At 44.2% G+C, this 20,157-nt stretch carries 19 protein-coding genes; 10 read left to right on the top strand and 9 right to left on the bottom strand.

Translation table 11 applies throughout. The features are described 5' to 3' along the window. Window positions 1-749: 749 nt before the first annotated feature. The 3 genes from ACN0QW_RS11905 to ACN0QW_RS11895 form a co-directional block, all read right to left on the bottom strand. Complete coding sequence (locus ACN0QW_RS11905; protein ID WP_417431756.1) at window positions 750-1,529, bottom strand: siderophore-interacting protein; 780 nt, start codon at window positions 1,527-1,529, stop codon at window positions 750-752. 379 nt (window positions 1,530-1,908) lie between these two features. Continuing rightward, a complete protein-coding gene (locus tag ACN0QW_RS11900; protein WP_417431754.1) occupies window positions 1,909-2,448 on the bottom strand; it encodes a GNAT family N-acetyltransferase in 540 nt (179 codons plus the stop codon). A 78-nt stretch (window positions 2,449-2,526) separates the two neighbouring features. After that, a complete protein-coding gene (locus ACN0QW_RS11895; RefSeq protein WP_417431752.1) occupies window positions 2,527-3,108 on the bottom strand; it encodes a helix-turn-helix domain-containing protein in 582 nt (193 codons plus the stop codon). A 280-nt stretch (window positions 3,109-3,388) separates the two neighbouring features. On the opposite strand from ACN0QW_RS11895, the gene ACN0QW_RS11890 reads away from it, so the two are divergent. After that, window positions 3,389-4,222, top strand: coding sequence for a tetratricopeptide repeat protein (locus ACN0QW_RS11890; protein WP_417431750.1), 834 nt, complete (start codon window positions 3,389-3,391; stop codon window positions 4,220-4,222). Between the two features lie 150 nt (window positions 4,223-4,372). Here ACN0QW_RS11890 and ACN0QW_RS11885 read toward each other — a convergent pair whose 3' ends face one another. From ACN0QW_RS11885 to ACN0QW_RS11875, 3 genes are all read right to left on the bottom strand, one after another. Beyond that, complete coding sequence (locus ACN0QW_RS11885) at window positions 4,373-4,858, bottom strand: hypothetical protein (RefSeq protein WP_417431748.1); 486 nt, start codon at window positions 4,856-4,858, stop codon at window positions 4,373-4,375. A 22-nt stretch (window positions 4,859-4,880) separates the two neighbouring features. Then, on the bottom strand, window positions 4,881-5,690 hold the full coding sequence (locus ACN0QW_RS11880; protein WP_417431746.1) for a hypothetical protein: 810 nt from the start codon (window positions 5,688-5,690) through the stop codon (window positions 4,881-4,883). A gap of 528 nt (window positions 5,691-6,218) precedes the next feature. Then, a complete protein-coding gene (locus tag ACN0QW_RS11875) occupies window positions 6,219-6,494 on the bottom strand; it encodes a hypothetical protein (protein WP_417431744.1) in 276 nt (91 codons plus the stop codon). Window positions 6,495-6,827: 333 nt separating this feature from the next. On the opposite strand from ACN0QW_RS11875, the gene ACN0QW_RS11870 reads away from it, so the two are divergent. The 4 genes from ACN0QW_RS11870 (at window position 6,828) to ACN0QW_RS11855 (ending at window position 10,008) form a co-directional block, all read left to right on the top strand. Beyond that, window positions 6,828-7,295 (top strand): hypothetical protein, encoded by a 468-nt coding sequence (locus tag ACN0QW_RS11870; RefSeq protein ID WP_417431742.1) that lies wholly within the window; start codon window positions 6,828-6,830, stop codon window positions 7,293-7,295. A gap of 284 nt (window positions 7,296-7,579) precedes the next feature. After that, entirely contained in the window at window positions 7,580-8,173 is a 594-nt protein-coding gene (locus tag ACN0QW_RS11865; protein WP_417431740.1) for a transglutaminase-like domain-containing protein, read from the top strand. A gap of 85 nt (window positions 8,174-8,258) precedes the next feature. Beyond that, the gene (locus ACN0QW_RS11860; protein ID WP_417431738.1) at window positions 8,259-9,146 is read left to right on the top strand and encodes an amino acid ABC transporter substrate-binding protein; all 888 of its coding nucleotides are present in this window, start codon (window positions 8,259-8,261) and stop codon (window positions 9,144-9,146) included. Window positions 9,147-9,252: 106 nt separating this feature from the next. Then, complete coding sequence (locus ACN0QW_RS11855) at window positions 9,253-10,008, top strand: substrate-binding periplasmic protein (protein ID WP_417431736.1); 756 nt, start codon at window positions 9,253-9,255, stop codon at window positions 10,006-10,008. A gap of 45 nt (window positions 10,009-10,053) precedes the next feature. Here the strand turns inward: ACN0QW_RS11855 and ACN0QW_RS11850 are convergent, their stop codons facing one another. Next, entirely contained in the window at window positions 10,054-11,223 is a 1,170-nt protein-coding gene (locus ACN0QW_RS11850; RefSeq protein WP_417431734.1) for an acetyl-CoA acetyltransferase, read from the bottom strand. A gap of 320 nt (window positions 11,224-11,543) precedes the next feature. Here ACN0QW_RS11850 and ACN0QW_RS11845 point away from each other — a divergent pair, with 320 nt between their 5' ends. Next, window positions 11,544-11,906 (top strand): Hpt domain-containing protein, encoded by a 363-nt coding sequence (locus tag ACN0QW_RS11845; RefSeq protein WP_299377443.1) that lies wholly within the window; start codon window positions 11,544-11,546, stop codon window positions 11,904-11,906. Between the two features lie 292 nt (window positions 11,907-12,198). Here the strand turns inward: ACN0QW_RS11845 and ACN0QW_RS11840 are convergent, their stop codons facing one another. After that, a complete protein-coding gene (locus tag ACN0QW_RS11840; RefSeq protein ID WP_417431731.1) occupies window positions 12,199-12,765 on the bottom strand; it encodes a hypothetical protein in 567 nt (188 codons plus the stop codon). Between the two features lie 549 nt (window positions 12,766-13,314). Between ACN0QW_RS11840 and ACN0QW_RS11835 the strand changes: the two genes are divergently transcribed. The 3 genes from ACN0QW_RS11835 (at window position 13,315) to ACN0QW_RS11825 (ending at window position 16,822) form a co-directional block, all read left to right on the top strand. Further along, the gene (locus ACN0QW_RS11835) at window positions 13,315-14,955 is read left to right on the top strand and encodes an ATP-binding protein (RefSeq protein WP_417431729.1); all 1,641 of its coding nucleotides are present in this window, start codon (window positions 13,315-13,317) and stop codon (window positions 14,953-14,955) included. 176 nt (window positions 14,956-15,131) lie between these two features. Next, window positions 15,132-15,980, top strand: a complete 849-nt coding sequence (locus tag ACN0QW_RS11830; protein WP_299378593.1) for a DUF2189 domain-containing protein — start codon at window positions 15,132-15,134, stop codon at window positions 15,978-15,980. A 302-nt stretch (window positions 15,981-16,282) separates the two neighbouring features. After that, window positions 16,283-16,822, top strand: coding sequence for a hypothetical protein (locus ACN0QW_RS11825; protein ID WP_417431727.1), 540 nt, complete (start codon window positions 16,283-16,285; stop codon window positions 16,820-16,822). Window positions 16,823-17,589: 767 nt separating this feature from the next. Here ACN0QW_RS11825 and yghU read toward each other — a convergent pair. Next, a complete protein-coding gene (yghU, locus tag ACN0QW_RS11820) occupies window positions 17,590-18,486 on the bottom strand; it encodes a glutathione-dependent disulfide-bond oxidoreductase (RefSeq protein WP_417431725.1) in 897 nt (298 codons plus the stop codon). A gap of 519 nt (window positions 18,487-19,005) precedes the next feature. On the opposite strand from yghU, the gene ACN0QW_RS11815 reads away from it, so the two are divergent. Beyond that, window positions 19,006-19,911, top strand: a complete 906-nt coding sequence (locus ACN0QW_RS11815; RefSeq protein WP_417431723.1) for an HAD hydrolase family protein — start codon at window positions 19,006-19,008, stop codon at window positions 19,909-19,911. Window positions 19,912-20,157 lie beyond the last annotated feature (246 nt).

Here is a 20,157-nt window from a genome sequence, read left to right as displayed (position 1 = left end):
TACCTCTACTACCCACACTCCTATTACCCATACTTCTAATACAGGGAGGTTTACTGCAGACCTTTCATTATACACCCATTAAACGGTCTATATGACTGGGGCATTTGGGTAAGCTGCCCCGTAGGTAAGCTTTCTGGAATGATCTTGAGAACACTCCTTCTAGATTTACCCCAGCTAAATTTACCCGTGAATATTTTTTCACGCTCTTTTCACTCACACCTTTCAGGTCAATTAGGTTTTAATACTCATGCAAGCAACTTCCCTCGGACTGACAACGCGTTTTATTGCACCACGCCTGTCAGTTCGGGGGTCGTATTAAGGCACATATTCAGCCTGATTCTATTGGCCAATTATATTCATGGCTTGTTTGCAAATAACCTATCGCTCGCTGATTTAGCGATCCATTTAAGTACACCACCGATAATATTAGTCGGTACACCCTGTATTTGCCTTACCCAGCCGGCATTTATTTGCCAGCCTTTTGACTCTTGTTGATTTTGTCAGGGGGGCAATGTCAACAAGAGTCATTTTTTTAAGTAAACAATCCTTTTCCACCCAAGCCTGATACTCGAAAAAAGTGGCATCGCACCTATCACCTCCCCCCCCTAAGTCCGAGTATCGTACCCCCTCACAACGGCAATTCCAGAAACTAAACCAGCCTAAAGATCAAACCGCGTCCCTCTTTAACAGACACAAAAAAGCCCGAAACAAATTCTGTTTCGAGCTTTCTATTGTATTATAATCTAAAGTTAAGCCGCAGCCATTCGCTTTTGAATTTGGTGTGCATCCTCTTCCAGACCAATTTTCCAATAGGCGGACATATAGGTATCTTCTTTAGGGATACCGCGTTCTTGATAAAGATGAGTACGCAGTTCCTTAACCACGCCAGACTCCCCTGCGACAAAAACACTAGGGTATCCCGGGCGCCATCGCATTTTTCTGATAAAATCACTTTGCTGATGACTTCTTACGGTCGGGCTGTCATGAACCAACCAATGAATATCAATACCATCAGGTGCGTCGATCTTCTGGCGATCACTCTCTGAAGTTACCTCGAAAACAGCTGTGCCCACAGCATCTTTTGGAAGCGCTTCAAGAGCAGCAGCGGCAGCCGGAATTGCGGTCATATCCGCCGCGAGCAAGAACCAATCGGCATCCAGGTAAGTCATTTTTTTAGGACCAGGTCCAAAAAGACCGATATAGTCCCCTGGCAATGCGCCTTGTGCCCAATTACTTGCCGGGCCACCATCACCATGAATAACGAAATCAATGTCGAGTTCATTTTCCTCAACACGATGCTGACGAACGGTGTAGGTTCTCATCACGGGGCGCTGTCCATCCTCTACCTGTGCCACGAACTCGGCAGGATCTATATCGCCTTGTGGAATCAATACCTTTACATGTGCCCCTTCCTGATTTTCAGGAAAGCCATGTAGGCCAATTCCACCAAGTGTCACACGCAACATATGCGGTGAAAGTTGTTCTTTACGAACAACCGTCAAAATCCTCGGCGGTTTACGCTTACTCATTTAATCCCCCATTCGGCAAGGTGAGTATAACCATCAATTATGTTTATTGACTGCCGGCACACGTAAAAAGCATTGCGAGCTCTTTTACATCATTACCAGCGCGGGTATATCTACAGGGAATATAAGACATAATTATGACAATACAATGAGAATGATTCTTAATTAGAACGAAAACCCCCTAAAGTATTATTTTTAAAAGAAATTATTTTTATTATATTTGTGATATACAACAAAATTTGGGATTAACTTCTCACCAGAGCACACAGAACCGTCCTATTTAACCATCAGTCAGGTCCAAATATCTTCGCCCCATGGCTGTATTATTCACCTCGTTAACGGCTCACTTTATCGCCCCAGAGTCCACGCGACGATAAATAAACTATATTTTCAAACGTTTATACATATAGGTCGTAGGGTCATATCGATCTGCATCATGTGTATCCCGACAGAAATCAGGAATGATGCCAGCAGTTTCATAGCCAAGCTGATGATAAAGCGGCTCGGCATTATCCCCTGTTCGTGTATCTAACGTAATCAGGCTTTTCCCACGCGCCACGGCCTGTGTTTCAAGCTCTGCCATCAATGCTTTTGCGATGCCTCTTTTCCTGCACAACGGAGAAACCAAAAGCTTTGACACATCAGCCCGGTGAACCTGATTGGGCATAACACTACTACACAACTGTACCGTCCCAACCACCTGCCCTTCGACAAAATAAACCATCAAAACTGTCTGACTGCTGGCAACCCCCGGACGTACATGATTGTTCCAAAAGCTCAGACTTTCGTTTTGCGAAAATGGTAAAACAAAACCGACACTGGCCCCGTCAAGAACACAGATCTTCAGCAATTCAGCTAACCCTTCAACGTGAAGGTCAAACCCCTCAAGATCGAGACACAGTAAAGCATTTTCACTCTTCATTATTTCCAACACCATTTCCAGAATTAAGTTATCGCTAATAGAATTTCCCACCAAGGAAAGCCGCATAAAAATCAGGCGCTACAAAATGACGAGCGCATATAAGGCCCCTTTTGATTCATCGGCGCGAAAATTGTTAGGCCCTTGTAATTTGTAGCGCAGGCAATCCCCAGGCCCTAGCAAATGAAACTGCCCATTTACGGTTATCTCAAGCGCCCCTTCCCTTAAAACCAAATGGTGTTCTAACGCCTTGTGGGCTGGATTATTTTTTGAAAAATTAGGATAGGCAATCTCGGCACCGGGCTGTAGTCGGCATTCAAGAACTTCGCAATTCAAACTCCCCGATGGTGGAGAGACTGATCGACGTTCAAATCCGGTTACTGCATCATGCCAAACTATCTGATCATCTCGCCGAATTAACGGTTGAAAATCATCCTCAACCATAATCATCAACCGCGACATCGTCATGCCATATGCCGCGCACAGCCGCCCCAATACCGCAGCAGTAGGACTGACATCCCCCTTTTCCATACGGGACAGAGTTGCTCGGCTGACATCGCTTCGTTCGGCAAGTTCATCCAAAGACCAATCTCGCTCTACTCTCAAAATCTTCAACCGATCAGCAAGAAGTCTGTTTTGGTTATTTTCTTCGGCATTTCCCATATATGAGAAATATTCCTAAATACTATCATTGTCAAATATCATCAAAATAACTTTTTGCCCCTCACAATCGACCGACCGCACCCAACAAGGATCAATACAGACAAAAGCGCCTATCGAACCGCGTAAAAACAAATTGCCATGAGCTAGTTAAAATTAATGCGAAAAGAAGAAAAACAATTGCTATACTCAGCCCATTCCAAAGAAGAATGCACCATATTTAACCGCGTTTTAAGACAGGATAGATACCAGAGCAACAGGACAAGTTGGATAAAAAAAACGAATGATCCCGAAAGCAGATCTTTCCTCCCCTTCGTTTCATACTTTGCGCCTCTTTCTACTAGCGGCCGTGCTTTTGATCGTGCCTCAAATATCGGCAGCAGGTGTTTACGAAGACGGTATTGCAGCTTACCGCGCCGGAGAATACGAAAAAGCCATCGAACTTTTGATCAAGGCAGGCGATCAAGGAAATGCAAAGGCCCAGTACTACCTCAGCGTCCTTTACGAGGGCGGGTCCGGCATAGACAAGGACACGGAAGCCTCTCTCAACTGGCTTCAACGCGCAGCAGAGGGCGGCATGGTCGAAGCCCAACGCAATCTGGGCGTCTTTTATCACGATGGCGTGGATGACCCTGACGATAATATTGATCAGGCGATCTATTGGTATCAACGCGCCGCCAGTCAGGGGGACTTAACCGGGCAATTACGTCTGGGCATTTTACTGGACAAAGAGAAAGACACCACATTTGATCACCGCGAAGCTATTCGATGGTACCTTTTGGCCGCCCGACAAGGGGTCGCCCAAGCACAACACAATCTGGGGGTTATGCACAGTCAAGGCCGCGGAACCCCCATTAACCCAGACAAAGCAATGGGCTGGTTCTTTAAGGCCGCAAAACAACGATATACAAAAGCCATGATCGAGATCGGAGAAAAGTACATATCTGGAACTGGTGTAGAACCTTCGCTTGTCGAAGCCTATAAATGGTTTCAGCTTGCCGATATCAACGGGCATGAAACGGCGGCACAAAAGATGAAAGAGATAGCTGCCCAGCTTACTTCTGAACAAATCAGGCAGGCTGAACATCTGGTAAACAACTGGCTGTCAGACCATTGATCGTCGCCCAAAACTGTAGCCGATCAAAAACACACCCCTGATGATTTCAGCTCTTTTGCGGCCATAGATAAACTACCTGGAAATCAACTGCCCAAAGATAAAATTCAAGAGAATAGACTTCATAGTAATTGACATCCTGAGCAGCTTTACCTAGCTCTTGTTTTGCCCGATATTATCCGTACGCATTTTGAAGACTTTACCACCGCGAATGACCGTTCGGTCCTGCCCCCGGCGCGAGGTTACAGACAATCGCTGTCGCCAATTTGCGACCGTTTGTGGTGAAGTCCCCACTTGTCTTGCAATTTCTCGGTCAGACCAGTTTGTCCGCTCAGGATCGGTCAAATAGGCCGTTATCGCCTCGCGTTTTTGCGCATTGGTCAACCTCGGCTCATCACCCGTTTCGCGCAACAAACGCGTCTCAAGCGCATCGACGCGCGCCTGCAAAGCCGCAATTTCATCATCACGGCTTTCGATCAGGCCCTGCGCCCAGTTACCCCATTTCTCCATCTGGGCAACACTTTGGCGCAAGCTCTCTTGAAGAGATTCGAATTGTCCTTTTGATTTCGCCAAATCGTCCCTTCTATTGCCACTTATTTTTACTGACGTCGAACCGCCATCTTTTCCCTTGGAAGCCATAATTCTAATCTACACGCTGTATTCAAGCTTCCGCCAGCAGGCCCATTGCACGTTCTAAAGCGTTGAGTTCCGCCTCATCATTTCCGACTTCTGTTACCACCGCCATAACCTGATGCCGGTCTTCCAGACGCGCCCAACGGTATTCTTTGCCGACAGATCTGTCTTTACCGCCAATAAACTGAAAAGCCGCCTGCTCTACAGCATCCGAAGCCACCTTTGAAGATCGTAATCTGACCGCATCATCACTTCGGGTTCCCCCTTTTCTACGATCCGCCCGAGACGAACGAACCTGCTCGGGATGCTGTGGCGCATCAGCGGTTGCTTTCATTCGCTGACGCAAGGAAACCCTTGGCCCAACACCCGTTTCCTTTTCAAAGGCCTGATATTGCGCCAGCTGTTTTGTCAACTTTTCGACCTCTTCCTTACGGTTCAAGGCCTCTTCCATCTGCACGGCATGAGCTTGTCGCAACCCCATCAACTCTCCTTCCTGAGCATGGCGTTTTGCTTGCTCACTCTGGATTGTGACGGATTTTTCTTCCACCGACTGACGTAATGCTGCGACCTGCAGCTCATGCCGAGCAAGGGACCATCGCAAAGATTCAAGTTCCTGCTCCAGCCTTTGCACTTGGGTGGGATCACCACCTTGTACAGGTTCTTGAGCTGATCCTTGAGAACTGGAGATCCCCACCTTTAGCTCTCGAAAGCTAATATCTGCACCCGCGAGCATATGTTTGGCACGTCCCAGAGCGGCAAGAACCTCTCCTTCGACGGCTGAGTCCAGCAAAGCCAAAACTTTCTCAAACCGATGCAAATCCAGTTGCGATCTTTCCACGATGTCCCCCTGCAGAGCGTTTTTACACTCATCTATATAATTTGTTAGATGATACTATTAATTGCCAATTAATTAATCAACTATAAAATTATATAGATCCTAAAAAAGATAACAAGATCAACGGCAAAAGCCTTGAACCCCGCAGAAAACCCTACAAACATGCATGATATAAAAAATAATATTTAGGATTCAAAACTTGATGTCGTTGATATTTAATCCAGAAAAACAGATAAAAAATCAGGTAACTGTCCAACATGAAAAGAATTGGACAGTTACCTTTGGGATCTTGATATGACTGCATGAATAAAACTGGCATAGATAAAACAGATCTCTGCATTGCCTAGGGCGAACCCGGCACACACAGCTGGACATGACTAGTCATAAAAATCAGGCGGGAATCTCTACGTTGATTGGTTACGTTTATGCCACTCTGGTCCATTTGTACCTGAGCTAATTTTTACCAAGGCCTATTCCAATCTGGGCCTATTCCAATCTGGGCCTATTTTGATCAGAACTTACAGGTGACGCCTACTCTACTGGCACCAAAAGAGTACGCTCTTGCTCGGGAACAGGCTGTTCATAGCAATCAACATTAGCAAGGGAACGGTAGCAATAGGTTGTTGGCTGAGGCGTTGAAACAACAACCACCTCTTTTTCTTGAAACGCATTTTGTCCGCACCCGGATAGCGTGACAACCACCACAGAGATAAATATGGATTTAACAACAGTACGCGTCATCATCAACTCCCAAGCAACCAAGAATATCCAGCCTTTATGTTCCATACAAGAACCGCGCCAATTCATCCTATCACCAATCTAAGATAAAAAACGATAACCGCGCCCAAATTTTACTGATCAAATTTCACTGATCAAATCTTACTGGGCCGAACTATCCCATAAGCTTCTGATAGATAAGGGTAAAGCATAGGGATAAATAACTTGTTAACCCTTTGATGCCATCATCTCTCTATGGTCGTAAATAAGTAAGACTTTTCGTCCACCCGGGCATAAATATACGTGTGCATCGGCAAAAACCGCCCAAACGTCCATACTTACGCCCCTGCGCCGTGGTGTATCGAAATTATAGTTTGCACCATATGCTCGCTTATAGAGGTCTTTCGTTAAAACGAGGTACCAATGTTAGATGAAGAAGATGAATTTACACACGTTGAAAGCTCACTTGATGATCTGAGCCATGCTGAGTTTTTGATGATCTATCGCGAGGCCGGTAACAATCTTCTTTTTGCAAAACGCCAGCAATGGCAAGCTCTTGCTTACCTCAGCTTGGCATTCGTTGCGATATATTTTCTGGCAATGGCCAACGCTTATGACGCAAAATTCCTTAACTACCTTATTGTCTGTTCCCTCATCCTAACTGTGTTCGCCGTCGCATCCGAGATTTTTCTCCAGTTTTGGCAAATCAACGAAAAACGTAAAATACGTGAGATCGCAAAGCACCTGTCAACATCAACACAGCGGGTGCGGGCTCTGAAATCCCGCGGGGAATCAAATGCACACCGCTACATGATGCTCTTCATGCTCATGGCCTATATTCTGATGGCACAAATTGCCCTGTTACGCGTGTTGTGGAATATGGTTCCTTAAGCTTCTTAACGTCCCTATTCCATTTCCACCCAAACAAAAACCCGCAAAAACAACACTATAACATACCTTTGTTTATAAGACCGCATGTGTGTAGATGATGCCCTTTAATGCACAGGACAAATTTGTAAAATGCGCTACATAAACGCTAAAAAAGCCCGTCACTTCCCATTTTCAGTAAAAAAGAATATACTACCATAACCTGAAACATTAAGAGAAACCGCGTGGACAACATCGTTCGACACCTCAGGAGAAGTTGCCTTTTCACAATATTACCCGTGTTTACTTTGGCAATAACAGCGGACAGCGTCCGTGCAAAGTATGTCACGATATCCAAAGCCCCGAAAAGCTTCCTGAATAAAACGCAGCAATCACAGTTTCATTATCGCTGGCTAAAAGAATATCATTCCTATGATCGGCACCATTCCAAACGTGTCCGAAATTGGTATCAAAGCCTGATGTCAAAAAAATCAAGCGATACCGTCAAAGAATTAAAGTCGCTCTATGCCTTGGCTGGTCGTAACGTAAAATATAAAACAGAGCGCAAAGACTATTGGTCAACACCTGGTGAAACCATCGCCCGGGGGTTTGGCGATTGTGACGATTACGCCCATGTCTACCTTACCTCTGCTGCGTTACTGGGCCATGACCAGCGTGATCTCTGGTTGGTTGCAGGAATTTTTCACGGTCGCTACGGATCGGTCGGACATGCTATCGCTGTCGTCGAGACAAAATCTGGTGAGCAGTATGTGCTCGACAATCTCTATCAACGCGTAATTTCAGAAGAACAACATCATAATTTCAAACCAACTTATGAAATTAATATGGAAGAACAGGCCGCATTTGTCAGCGTCAACACCCAATACCACGATGCTTTTTAAAATACTGGGGGCACCCCAATGCCTTCTTTTAATTTTCAGACATTACGAACCGCTTCTCAACACGTCCTTATCCAAGAGATCTTATATGTTCATACATAGAAAAAATGCCTTCGGATCACTCATGCTCTTTTCCTTTATTGTGGCGGCGTTTTCCTCCCTCGCATCTGCCAACGCAAAAGACATCACCCTCGAGCGCATAGAAAGAACAAATAATTTCGTCATTGGTTTTAGAAGCGATAAACATCCCTTTTCAGCCGTCACTCCCTCGGGTGAGGTCCATGGCTATTCCATTGATCTTTGCCAAGGTATCTATGAAACCCTGAAAAAAAACCTCAATAAACCGGATTTAAAATTAAAAATGATTGAAGTTACTGCCGACAATCGTTTCGATTATATAAATGCCGGAACCGTCGATATTATATGTAGTGCATCATCGTGGACCCTTGACCGCCAAAAAAAGGTTAGCTTCAGTCTGCTAACGTATGTAACGGGCGCTGAAATGTTGGTAAAAGACGACAGTCGGATCAGAAGCTTGAAAAACTTGTCAGGCAAAAAAGCTGGTATGATTTACGGCACACTAACCTCTGATATTATGACCAAGCGAATTAAACGCGACAAACTTGATATTGAATTGGTTAGCTACAAATACCCTGACCAAGGGATCGAAGCCCTTGAGAACAAAGAGATTGATGCCTACATCGCAGATCGTATCATCTTAATCGGTTTATTGGATGCTGCAAACGCCCCAGATGACCTCAAACTTGTTAATCGCTTTTATTCTTATGATCCCTATGCCCTGATGTTTGAGCGCCAATCACTAGATTTCAAACTTCTTGTCGACAGCTATCTTGCCGAACTATATCGAAGCGACAAATCACTGGAATTATTTAACAAATGGTTTTCGCACATGGGAATTCGTTCCAATGAAAATATCCTGCGGGCCATGTTCAAATTACAAAGTATCCCTGAATAAAATTTCATAATTTGACCAAAAAATAAAATTTATAGATACAAATGGCCTAAAAAAAGGTAACCTGAGACATCGAAAAAGAATTATCAGTAAAGGCCGGAGTGTACACTTGAAGCTATTGCCCCTGGTTCTGTTCTTTTTAACCATCTCAACTGTGGCTAAGGCTGCACCTTTTAAGCTGGCTTTTCCTGAATATTACGCGCCCTTGGTCTGGACTGAAAATGGGCAAATGAAAGGCGCGGCTATTGATGTTTTAGACATCATATTCAAACAGAAATTAAATCTGGAAACCCAATACAATGGCTATCCATGGTCTCGTGCTCAAATCAACGTCCAAAAAGGGGTATCAGATGCTTTCATCACCAGTCCCACCCCAGAGCGGTTAGAATACACCACCTGTAGCAACGAACCTGTTTTTTCCACAGATATTGTCGTTTACACCTATATAAACCACCCAAGACGCGATGAAATTCTCGCCATCACTTCAGCCCGTGACCTGCTAAATTTTACCATCGTGGATTACAGAGGCAATGGATGGCTAAAAAGCAAGCTTCCAGATGGTAGGGTTATCTGGACAGATACCTTGGAACAAACATACAAATTACTCGCGAACAAACGCGCCGATATCATCGTTAGAGGCACTGTTAACTTTGATTATTTCTCTCGCGACAATCAATATACAGACCGTATTGAAAAAACGAGTGTCGTCATCGATACGATCAATCTGTATCTGTGTATTAACAAAAATTCCGAATACACATCCATTCTGCCTGACTTTGACAAAGCTATTAGTGACCTCCGTAAAGAGGGTGTCATTAAAACGATTATTAACAGCTACACTAAGTCTGAAATTGCTTTAAATTGAATATTGCTCCACTAACAGACACCATCAGGTAATCAAGACGGCCTTTTAATCCCTCGTCTCCAAAACAGAAACATAACTAGCCACAGCAGCGCCTCCCATATTGTAGATGCCAGCAAGTTTGGGGTTAGCAAGTTGGATTTCAGGTGGGGCCGTTCCACTTAATTGCATTGCCGCCAGAACATGCATGGATACCCCCGTTGCCCCCACGGGATGTCCTTTGGCTTTCAGACCACCAGATAAATTTATCGGTAATTTTCCATCTGGATACACCCAACCTTCTTCCAGCGCACGATAACCTTGCCCGGGCGGGGTCAACCCCATTGCTTCGTATTCAATTAGTTCTGCAATTGTAAAACAATCATGTGTTTCAACAAAAGAAAGATCATCAAGTGTCACACTTGCAGCCTGCAAAGCTTGCTGCCAAGCACGGGTACACCCTTCAAACTGAATAATGTCCCGTTTGCTCATAGGTAAAAAATCACTGACATGGGATACTGATTTAAAACGTACTGCGTTGCCCATCCCCCTAGCTGTTTCTTCATCAGCAAGGATAATTGCAGCAGCACCATCAGATACCAAAGAACAGTCTGTGCGCTTTAAATTACCAACTACGGCTGGATTTTTATCAGACAAGGTGCGACAAAAATCATACCCAAGATCCTTTTGAATCTGAGCCAACGGATTATGAACACCGTTTGCATGGTTTTTTGCAGCAATACGTGCCAGTGCATCAGACTGATTGCCATATTTCTGGTAATAAAGATCACAGATCTGCGCAAAAACCCCCGCAAAACCACCTTTGATATCACCTTCTTCCTTAAGGTAAGCGGCCTTTAGCAAGGTATTCCCGATCTCTGGTCCAGAAAGAGCCGTCATTTTCTCGACCCCAACAACCAATACCAACCGCGCTTGACCAGATTCAATCGCCCGCAAGCCATGGTGAATAGCCGCTGACCCTGTGGCACAGGCATTTTCCACACGCACAGCAGGTTTGAACCTCAACTCGTTATCAGCTTGTAAAATCAAGGAAGCCGGAAATCCTTGTGGAGAGAACCCTTCATTAAAGGTGCCCAACACAACTTCATCCATATCCGCGGCTGATAACTCGCTATGCGCCAATACATCTTGCGTCACCCGCACGATCAAACTTTCCACATCTTCTTCCGGGTGTTTTCCAAAAGGTGTGTGCGCCCAGCCGACAATACAAGCTGACATATCAAGCTCCTGTATTTAGTATAATTGACGCGTGACGATTTCACGTAGATCTTGTTTTATACGCAAACAATCACGGATGGGATTTCAGATACTTAGCGTACCACAGATAACAAATAATCAAAGGCGATAATGTTGCGTCGCAGCATTACAACGGCACTCAATATCGAGTAACATCTAATCGACCACCAACGATCAAAACCCTTTACTGAACAACAACTAAAGGGCACTATATTTCTATATATTGCCACAAATCCGTACAGTTTACGCCCTTTGCTTAAGCTGTATTCGAAGAAGAGTTCGTAGAAAAGGTTTCGCCGAAGATGACAAATATACCCGATGAAACAGGTATGCCAATTGGTTCAGAAGAAGAATATGAGCTAATGAAATCCCAGATCGGTGATGAGGTTATTGTTGAGCTGATCGGTATGGCTCCCGATACGATTAACACTCAGATTGACAAAATCAAGGAAGGCCTATCATCAGGTGATAGTGATTTGATCTATCAAGCTGCACACACGATAAAAGGATCTGCCAGTTCCATGTTTGCCCTCCGATTAGCAGAGAATGCAAAGATAATGGAAAGCCATTCAAAAGACTTGTCAGCTGCCGGCGATTATCTGCCAACACTTATACAAACCACAGAAGAGACAATTACTTGGTGGAACAACAAATTAAGCTCATAAATCCGAGATACCATTGTTCGTACTCGAATTCACCACTGACAATCTAGTTAAGGGCCTAAAAATCACTTTCTCTCCAGCCCCAAGCAACAGCATAAATGCCTGTAGTATAAATTTTGGATCACGGTTGCTGTAGCCAAAGATACTACTCTGTGTGCAGTTTATATCCCCTGCTCAGTTTTTGTTCAGCTTGCGGGATCGGCTGAATGCTTACCGACCCCCCATTCTGCAAGTGGCGTCTATAAAAATTCACCCCTCTTAAGGCATCCCTTTCAAGGCGTCCCCCTTCAAAGTATCAATGCATCTGACCCTTGGGCACCGGGCCAGTTGAAAACCCTGCTTGTGTTGCCCGCCCTTGCCTGAACTGTCTCTCTTCGGGAAAGACTTCGTTCAAGACACCGCCCAAATGTTTGGCTTTGTCCAATAGTGCCTCTAATCCCGGCCAATACCCTGCTTGGTCCAGCGTCAATCGTCCGGCTGTTTCCATCGCAAGGCTGTTGTCAGTTCTCGCCGCCTGAATTAACCACAAAGCATTTAGTTCGGTAACACAAACCTGTTGCCGACAAACCTCGCAACAAGAAACAATAAATTCAAACGACGCCTTACGTTCGTAGCGAATTGCACGAATAAATGATGCCGTCGCATTTACAACCCATGCGCCATCATAGGGTCCAAGCTCTTTTTCCGCCAAAGTAACCGCCTTTTCCCAAGCTTGGGAATCAGGGTCGGCATATGACTGGCAAAAATAACGCAGCAGCTCTAGAACCAATAGTTCAGAGGGTTCAAAACGGTAATTTTTAAGGGGGTAACTTTTAGATAATTGAGACCAGTTTCCTTGGCCCGGTGTTTTTGAACAGGTCATTCTCTTCACTTTCCAGCCCAATATTTCAGAGAGAAACAAGCACTTAACTACTTATTATCAAGTCTAAAAATCAGACCTTATGTTTTAAAATGTCCTGACGTTTTTATATGCCTGTCATTCTTTCGTGACGGCCACGGGATTATTGAAAATACCCTATCAAAGGTCAAGAGAACGATTTGAAAATAATCGACGCAAAGCCACATCCGGAAGTCACAAATTGACGGATATAATATAATATTAACGATTTAAGCGATAAGATACCTGACACTATAAGCACATAGGTTGAGTGAGTTTGGGTTTCGTTGGTTTGACATAATACCAACCGCGCAAAGGCTGGCAGGCAAAGGTTATCAGAAAGATGCGGAACAGAAAATTTCACTCTTTCTGATTAGGAACATTTATATCAAATCAGATAACGGGCCCGTTTTAGGTTTAGGTTGTTACAAAATATGGAAAAGATAACGGCGTTTCAAAAAATAATGCCGTATAAAAAAAATTACATCTACCATCCACGCGATGAACAGATAGCAAGCCCGAACGGGGTCGCCTATGGCTGATCTGATATCACCTGAATGGCAAAATCTTTGCGCAACTGCATTACCAATACCTGTACTCTATGTCGATGACGACACTGCTTTTGTCGAAGACGTAAAACAGGCGTTATTACCTTTGGACTACAAGGTCACATCCTTGCCAACGGCCCAGGATGCCCTTGATTTTCAAAATGTTTCCCCTGCATTCCTTGTTATTATCAACCATACACTCCCCGATAGTTCCGGTATTGATCTAGTCAACAAGATGCTCTCCATAAATCCGCAGCTTCAAACTGTTTTCATCACGTCCCAAGAAACGGAAGCCGAAGCAGCTAAAGCACTGCGGGCTGGTGTAACCTGTTATATAAACAAAGATCCAAAAGCCATTTTCTTTGAAGTCCTACCCGCTATTCTAGAACGTACCTTGTTACGGGCAGAAACGGCAAAGAGACAACAAACCCTAGAAGCTGAGATCAGACTATCACAATTAAGGCTCTCACAGGCGGTGACAATGGCAGAATTGGGGTTCTGGGAATGGGACGAAACCAGAAACACGGCTCTCTATTATTCTCCCGAGCTTTTAAAAATCTATGAAATGGACGCCAGTCAAATTGATTTGGGTTCCTGGACAGCTAACGAGGACTTGAAGCACCTTCATCCCGATGACTTCGAGAACTATCGCTATAAATCGCATTTTCACGACGGCAAGACCGATCGATTTGATATCGAATTCAGAATCATAAAAAGCAGCGGCTCAATTGCCTATCTGCGTGAAATTGGACAGGCTGTTCGAAATGACACGGGTGAAATTATCCGATCTTATGGAACAGTTCAGGACATCACGCGCACCAAAAACATCGAACAAAGCTTGCAGTTGGCTTTAAGCCAAACCGAAAAAGCAAATATTGCCAAGACATCATTTCTGGCAACCATGAGCCACGAACTGCGCACACCATTGAATGCGATATTGGGGTTCAGTGAAATTTTAACCCAAGAGCACTTCGGACCTCTTGGTTCTGACAAATATAAAAAGTATGCGCAAGACATCCATCATTCCGGTAGCCATCTTTTGAGCATGATCAGTAATATTCTGGAAGTATCATCAGCTGAAACCGGAAAGCTAGAGATAGAAAAAGAAAGTTTGCCTCTCTGCCAGCTCATCAAAGAGTGCTACGACGAAGCCACACCTATCTTTACAAAGGCAGACCTTCGGACAGAACTCTTCACTCCACAGCACGTAACATCAATAAATGCAGATGCCAGAGCAATCAGACAAATATTATTTAATTTGCTAACCAACGCCGTTAAGTTTACTCCGAAAAATGGTTCTATCGCCGTTACATTGAACGAAGTAACTTTAAGTCAAACTGCCCCAGAACAAACTAATCCCCAGACAAAACGACCTAATGGCGAACCAGCCCGGCCAGGACATGCGCATATCTCTATCGCCGATACTGGCGTCGGTATGAACTCAACGGATCTATTCAAACTACAGCAACCCTTTGCCAGAATGAATATTGATCCCCATCTCACCCAAGAAGGTATGGGGCTGGGCCTGACCATCGTGAAATCATTGATTGAAGCCCACAACGGCATCATGGAAATTGAAAGTCGCCTTGGCAAAGGGACAACCGTCCACCTTTACATTCCCTTGTAACACTTTCGTTGAGTAGTATCAGCATGTTAGGAAACACGAACAAAAACTAGGTTCCATATGAATATTTCCTAAACTGAACAATTAATAGTATAAATTCTATAGAAAATACCCTACCCTGTTGGCAAAAGAGCAACTACTGATAGAACCAGTTGCCACATGTTATTGGGGAAATAAAAATGGGAAATAAGTCAAAGGAAATTAATCCGTCCAGCCCTGTTGGGAACCAAGTGCTTGGGGATAATTCCGTCGTCAAAAAAAGAAATCCAAACTGGCCTGATGTTTATCATATTACCCCGTCTATAATTCCGGAAATACTCCGTGCTGGTATATCAGATTTTTTAAGCTCAATGACATACGGGTTGTTTTTTGGCGGCATTTACGCGGTCGGCGGCTGGGTCCTGATCATACTTTTGCTGGAACTAGAACTTCCCTACCTTGTTTACCCCCTCGCAATAGGATTTGCCTTGATTGCCCCCTTCATCGCCAGTGGGTTCTATTTCATAAGCCATCAGTTGGAAGAAAATAAACCGCTTAGTTGGGGACGGGCCTTTGGCGTCGTGGGATCAATGTTCAACCGGGATTTAGGTTGGATGGCTCTGGTTACTGGGTTTTCCCTTTTTATCTGGCTGGATATGGCCGCCTTTATCACACTCAGCTTTTTCGGGTTCAAACTTTTCAGTATGGCAGAACTCGTTGATCTGATATTTACGACCGAAAAAGGCTTGTTATTCCTGCTGATCGGCCATACCGTCGGGGCCATTATCGCCTTGATCGTGTTTTCTTTTTCTGTTGTATCTTTCCCAATGCTCTATCATCGGGATATTGATTTCGTCACTGCGATGGTCACATCGGTTCGGTTGGTTAAAAATAATCCAAAAACAATGATACTTTGGTGTATCACCATCGCCGCACTGACCCTTTTATCTATATTGGCAGGTCTTCTGGGATTATTTGTCGTCCTACCTATTCTGGGGCATGCAACCTGGCATCTGTATAAACGCGCCGTCGGCCCAAGCCCAACATGATATGACACCCCGCGCGACAACTCTAGATTAATGAAATTATGGGTAAAAGCTTTTTACGGGAATTTTTTACAGGAAAAAGTCTGTTAAATATCTCGTCTTTAACCCAGCGTTAATTGCCGCAAACTAAACTTCTAATTAATGAAGGATAGTGTGATAAGCCCGAAACCAACATATTTGATAAAGGAAAATATTCTTAACTTTCTCTGTACATATAATTATTGTGTTTAACCATACACTTGAGAATATCAACTCCTTTCCTCACATACCGATAGTGAGACACTGATTTTGGGGCAAAATTTAACATGGCTTACGCTGCAACAGACCAACAGCTTCACAAAGAGCTTGAAAAATTAATTCTCTATGTTGAACGCTTTCGTCAAGAGTTGGCAGATACCACACGAAAAAAGGGCGATAGAACTGATTTCGAGAATGTCTCGGACCAACTGGACGCACTTATCAGGAATACAGAAGAAGCCTCGAATGGTATTCTCAAATCATCAGAAGATATTCTGGATGTCGTTGAAAAACTGCGCGAAGAAAACACAGAAAAAGACCGCAATGCCCTTTGTGATCAGATTGTTACCCACGCCACAAATAACCTGGAAGCCTGTAGCTTTCAGGATATAACCGGACAGCGCGTGACCAAAATATTAAGATCCATCCAATTCGTTCAAGACCGGGTGAATGCCATGGCCGAAATATATGGTCATTCAACAATCCATACACTGGGCATGGAAATCTCAGCCAGTGAAGTACCGGAAGAAGAAGTCGCCATGGACGGCCCGGCAATAGAAGTTGAAGAAGCCATCTCTCAGGATGAGATCGACGCCCTATTTGATTGAGGGTTTCGAGATAAATTACTTTGATTGGGACACAGAACGCGAAACACATTCATTGAGAATTCTACACAAAATAATGTTGCTTGCTATAAAGATCTTATTAATTTCTGTCGGAATTTCTTCTCAACTAGCATCAACAGTTAAAGCCGATGGGGTCAACTCACAAAACTTACTGTCTACGCAAAATTGTGCAATTGAGTATTTTCACAATGATTATTCTCAAATATTTGACTGCACGAATGTGATTCTTAATGAATGCCAAAAAGACACGAGAATAACTAGCTGTATCTATCGCAATCGGGCATCCTGGATAAGAATAATTGAAATCTCTATGGAGGATTTTTGTGCCCTTGAGAATAGTGAGAATTTATGCACCCAATTAATTAAGAATTCGAACTCATGGGAGCACACATCCAAAGAATTTTGCCTTATTCTAGCTGATACATATCCTGTGGGCGCATTAAGAAATATTGAATATGCATCCTGCTTACTTGATCAAACAATTGTGCGAACGCTAAATGTAAATAATATTTTGCAAGTAATACGATCACAATAGAGAGAACTTGCACACTCACTCACTAAAGGTATCGATGACTTCATAAACTAAGCTTGCTAGCTGCCAGCTCCAGAGAAAGCCTATGATCAGCTTAGTTTCAATAACAAAGCTCGATTTATTAAACCTTTCAGGCCAGAGAACAATAGCCCAAGGCCCGAAAGGTTTTCTTTAACATATCATTGCTCAAGAAGCAGATACACAATACTAAAGCAACTTACTCCGCAGCAACTTTGTCCTGTGTCTTCAGGTCGAAATCACTGGCGTCATGGCGTTCGTGCAACTGCATATCCAGATCACCCCACGTACGGTTGACCATTCTGCCGCGCTGTACAGCCGGCCGCTTGTCGATTTCTTTGGCCCAACGTACCACGTTTGTATAGCTCTCTGCCTCTAGGAATTCAGCCGCATCATAGCTTCTATTCAACACCAATGACCCATACCATGACCAGATTGCAATATCGGCAATGGTATACTCATCACCTGCCATGTATTGATTATCGCTCAGGTGTCGATCCAGAACATCAAGCTGGCGTTTGACTTCCATGGTAAAGCGGTCAATGCAGTATTCGATTTTGAACGGTGCATAGGCGTAGAAATGCCCAAATCCGCCACCTAGATATGGGGCGCTGCCCATTTGCCAGAAAAGCCATGACATACACTCGGTACGCTTCGCCGGATCTTTTGGTAAAAACGCGTCAAACTTCTCTGCCAGATAAAGTAAAATAGCGCCAGATTCAAAAACCCGCGTTGGCGTTTCAGTGCTGGTGTCAAGCAATGCAGGAATTTTGGAATTCGGGTTAACATCGACAAAGCCGCTGGAAAATTGATCGCCGTCACCAATTTTAATCAAATAGGCGTCATATTCAGCCCCTTTGTGTCCTTGGCTTAACAGCTCTTCCAACATAATCGTCACCTTGATACCATTCGGGGTCGCAAGGGAATAAAGCTGTAGCGGATGATCCCCGACTGGCAAGGCTTTTTCATGGGTCGGCCCGGCAATAGGGCGGTTGATACTGGCCCATTCACCACCGTTTTTACTATCCCACTTCCATACTTTAGGTGGGGTGTAATCGGTGGGATGGTTCGCGGGACTAGTCGCAGGATTGCTCATTGAATTTCCTTACCAGATTTTTTTTACTAAATATAATAACCTATGGGAAAGGTCGCTGACGATAGTATGATTTAAACACCCTATTCATGATGCTATCCAAGAACGCATAAAATCAGGCGTATTATTCCCAAATCACTTAGCGACTGATTCTTCTTTTTCAAGAACCAGCACCCGCGATAATACATTGAGACAAGAAAATTGTACGCTGGGTAAAACGCCGATTATCTTTACGGCAATTATATCTGTCGCCAAAGAAGTCATGGCCCACAAGATAGTACTGATACCCAGAAGATATAATTTGTTACACACATATACTCCCCCCTTTAAAAGCGCCTCTCCCTAAAAAGAATAACACAGTTCATGAGCGTCCCTTGTCGTATAGGCAAGATCACTTACCTCTTTTACCATCTCAATAAATACGCTAGATCAATATCTGCGCACGACATAGGACCGCACGACGCAGCGAAGGCAACAGGCGTCTCCCTATACCCTACACGCCTAAATACCTGAGGACCCATTTTGAAACTCTTTATCTCTGATCTCGACTTCACCCTTTTAAACGCTGTTGGCGACTTACCCAAAAGCTCCGCCCTTCGGCTCAACAGATTAATCGAGACAGGCGTGCATTTTACAATCGCAACGGCACGGGCAACTCCGTCGATAAAGCACTTGATGGAAGGGGTTAATCTCAAGCTGCCGATCATAGAACTAAACGGTGCCATTATCCGGGACCTAAACACGGATCACATTCTTGATCACAAAGGTCTGGGATTATCTGATGCCGCTCGGGCATTTGACTGCTTTCAGGAAGTCGGCTTAATCCCGTACGTTTCCGGACTGAAAGGTGACCAAACTCCGTTGTATTTTCCTGAACTCAAAAACAACGGTATGCAGTGGTTTCACGATGAAAAAATCATCCGCCAGGATCCAAGGCTAGCAGAGTTACCCGCAAACATCTTCGCCTGCCCCATCGTTGTCAACGCCCCCCCATCCTCATCCCCAACTGTCCCAATGCCACAGGACAATCCTTTTTTGGATGATGTTCTTTGTTTTGTCTATCTGGGCACAAAAGAAGAAATCTTCACAATCAAGAACCTGATCGAAGAAAAATTACCCCACCTTTTGATTACGCTTTACCCCAATCACTATATTGGCGGGTGGGAAATCGTTATTTCAGCAGCAGAAGCAAACAAAGGTTTTGCGATAAAGTCCCTGTTGGACCACATCGAACAACGTCATAACCTAGGGATCAAAGAAACCACCGCTTTTGGGGATAGTTCAAACGATTTGGAAATGTTGCGTAGCGTCAATACCCCTATCGCTGTTGCAAACGCCACAACAGAGATCAAAGCCCACGCCCATGAAATTATCGGGCACCATAGCGAAGAAGCTGTTTTAAGCTATATCGAAGCATTGCACGCCTAGGATACTTCTAAGCCTATATGTGATTATGAGGAACTTTGGATCGATTAAAGATTCGGAATTATCAAGAATTCAGGGCGATTCTTTTCTTTTACTCGTTTCTTTTAGTAAAGTCTCTCCCCTATCAAGACAGTAAAACGGGTGCAAAGATAGTAAAACGAGACCGTTTTTTGGCAAAAATTTTAATCTTTTATTAGCCATAATGCGAATTTTTGATGATTACCACACCCTTATCACGATTGAAGACAA

This window comes from Kiloniella sp. (assembly GCF_048259265.1).
In the GTDB taxonomy this organism is placed as follows: domain Bacteria; phylum Pseudomonadota; class Alphaproteobacteria; order Kiloniellales; family Kiloniellaceae; genus Kiloniella.
This window is presented reverse-complemented; position numbering and strand designations above follow the sequence as displayed.

Coding starts and splice junctions, on each gene's coding strand:
- ACN0QW_RS11835 (WP_417431729.1), top strand. CDS start 13,315: ATGGCTGATCTGATATCACCTGAATGGCAAAATCTTTGCGCAACTGCA.
- ACN0QW_RS11870 (WP_417431742.1), top strand. CDS start 6,828: ATGTTAGATGAAGAAGATGAATTTACACACGTTGAAAGCTCACTTGAT.
- ACN0QW_RS11885 (WP_417431748.1), bottom strand. CDS start 4,858: ATGGCTTCCAAGGGAAAAGATGGCGGTTCGACGTCAGTAAAAATAAGT.
- yghU (WP_417431725.1), bottom strand. CDS start 18,486: ATGAGCAATCCTGCGACTAGTCCCGCGAACCATCCCACCGATTACACC.
- ACN0QW_RS11860 (WP_417431738.1), top strand. CDS start 8,259: ATGTTCATACATAGAAAAAATGCCTTCGGATCACTCATGCTCTTTTCC.
- ACN0QW_RS11905 (WP_417431756.1), bottom strand. CDS start 1,529: ATGAGTAAGCGTAAACCGCCGAGGATTTTGACGGTTGTTCGTAAAGAA.
- ACN0QW_RS11840 (WP_417431731.1), bottom strand. CDS start 12,765: ATGACCTGTTCAAAAACACCGGGCCAAGGAAACTGGTCTCAATTATCT.
- ACN0QW_RS11850 (WP_417431734.1), bottom strand. CDS start 11,223: ATGTCAGCTTGTATTGTCGGCTGGGCGCACACACCTTTTGGAAAACAC.
- ACN0QW_RS11825 (WP_417431727.1), top strand. CDS start 16,283: ATGGCTTACGCTGCAACAGACCAACAGCTTCACAAAGAGCTTGAAAAA.
- ACN0QW_RS11875 (WP_417431744.1), bottom strand. CDS start 6,494: ATGAATTGGCGCGGTTCTTGTATGGAACATAAAGGCTGGATATTCTTG.
- ACN0QW_RS11845 (WP_299377443.1), top strand. CDS start 11,544: ATGACAAATATACCCGATGAAACAGGTATGCCAATTGGTTCAGAAGAA.
- ACN0QW_RS11900 (WP_417431754.1), bottom strand. CDS start 2,448: ATGAAGAGTGAAAATGCTTTACTGTGTCTCGATCTTGAGGGGTTTGAC.
- ACN0QW_RS11830 (WP_299378593.1), top strand. CDS start 15,132: ATGGGAAATAAGTCAAAGGAAATTAATCCGTCCAGCCCTGTTGGGAAC.
- ACN0QW_RS11895 (WP_417431752.1), bottom strand. CDS start 3,108: ATGGGAAATGCCGAAGAAAATAACCAAAACAGACTTCTTGCTGATCGG.
- ACN0QW_RS11890 (WP_417431750.1), top strand. CDS start 3,389: ATGATCCCGAAAGCAGATCTTTCCTCCCCTTCGTTTCATACTTTGCGC.